Origin of the sequence: Vibrio sp. V03_P4A6T147 (assembly GCF_002241085.1) — a bacterium.
Taxonomy (GTDB): Bacteria; Pseudomonadota; Gammaproteobacteria; order Enterobacterales; family Vibrionaceae; genus Vibrio; species Vibrio anguillarum.
This window is the reverse complement of sequence record NZ_NDIO01000361.1, coordinates 1-1,486: the sequence shown is the minus strand read 5'-3', so window position 1 is coordinate 1,486 and position 1,486 is coordinate 1. Positions and strand designations below refer to the sequence as shown.

1 protein-coding gene and 1 pseudogene are annotated in these 1,486 nt (G+C 38.3%); both read left to right on the top strand.

Annotated elements, in window-relative coordinates; genetic code table 11:
• Window positions 1-741 (top strand): annotated as a pseudogene (locus B9J84_RS16375) (hypothetical protein); the annotation flags it as partial.
• A gap of 93 nt (window positions 742-834) precedes the next feature.
• Window positions 835-1,455, top strand: coding sequence for a hypothetical protein (locus B9J84_RS14055; protein WP_094124392.1), 621 nt, complete (start codon window positions 835-837; stop codon window positions 1,453-1,455).
• Window positions 1,456-1,486 lie beyond the last annotated feature (31 nt).

The window sequence follows — 1,486 nt, the reverse complement described above, 5'->3', positions numbered from 1 at the left end:
GTGAACAAAGGGACAGATCTTGACGGAATTGTCATCAAAGATGGGAATGTAGCTGCTGCACCTAAAACCGCTCAAGAATTACTCGTGGGAAATACTTATGACGCGATTCCAACCAATTCCTTCTACTTTACAGATGAAGGTGTGTTACAGGTAACCTTCACATCTGAGAACGTATCGTGGCTAGATGATAATGGTGCTCCTGCGGGAAGTATGCCAATTAAATACGCCTACAGTGGATACCAAACCAATGATGGGCATGAAGAAATTCTCTTTATCGCTGATAATTTCTACCTTTCTGTTACTCCACAGAATGACATGACTTTAATGGCAAATAGTACGCTTGGTATCAATAAAAACAGTTATCCTCAAGATACCAGTATTGTTAACGCTGATTTTGCGGGTAAAACGCTTTATCACTTCTGGGATGATTCGAGAACATCATCGGCACAGCCTAGTTTATCTAAATTTGCCTTTCATAACGATGGTACAGTTACTGTTTCGGAAAGAAATGTCCAAGGGAGTTGGGTTGAACATGCAGCAGTTAACTGGGAAGTCGCTAATGCTCAACTGATTATGGATGTGCCAGAGGAGGCAGGTAAACAATTTACTTGGTCGTTTAGTACTCTACAGCACGATGGCTTACGTATTGCGTATGATGATCGTCGTATCCCTCTCTTTTTTACAGAAAATGAAGATCTTGCTACTAGCCTATATCTGAAGTGGGTCGCTTTATCAAAATAATTTAATGCCATCTCCTCAAGCTGTCTTGGGGAGATATCTCTATCAACTAGTGTAATTAAAGAGCAGTAAGATAATGATAAAGCGAGATTTTAAATGGAACTAGCCATTCATCATTCAAAGGTAAGATCAGGAAATGGAAAAGCGAAATACTTTGTTCGTACAGGCGAAGTCATCTCGTCTAATCTTGAATCCACAACACATACCTATTCTGATACAACCGTAACAGGTAGATCGTACATAACCAGTAGAACTAAAAAGAAAACGGTATTTTGGCTTAGATTTGATAACGGACAGGAAAGAAAGTATGTACTCAATAGTGATGTAGATATTCTGTCAGGTCAAAAAATAAGCTTACTGTATTTGGAAGGGAAGAAATCAACTTGCTTGGTTGGTATCGCGAATCATACCGCAGGTGAATACATTCCATACTTTAGTCGAACAGAGTTCCGTAAAGTGTTTAAACCCAACAGAGAAAATATGACATTGCTCGCTAGCGTTGGTTTAGTGGGTAGTGTCGCCCTTTATCACTCTGAGGTCGGGAAGCATGATCTAAACATCGCCGAATGGCTGGTCGGCGGATTCTTCTATGCTATGGGTGTCTTTTTTGTGTCTGGTTTGGTGTTTCTATTTATTGCATTAATTCAAACTATTTTAGACTTTGATTATTATTTATTTAAGAAAGAAGTTAAAAATAACTTAAATAAAATTCTTTAATGACTTAATTAAAAGGCATTGTTATTAATAG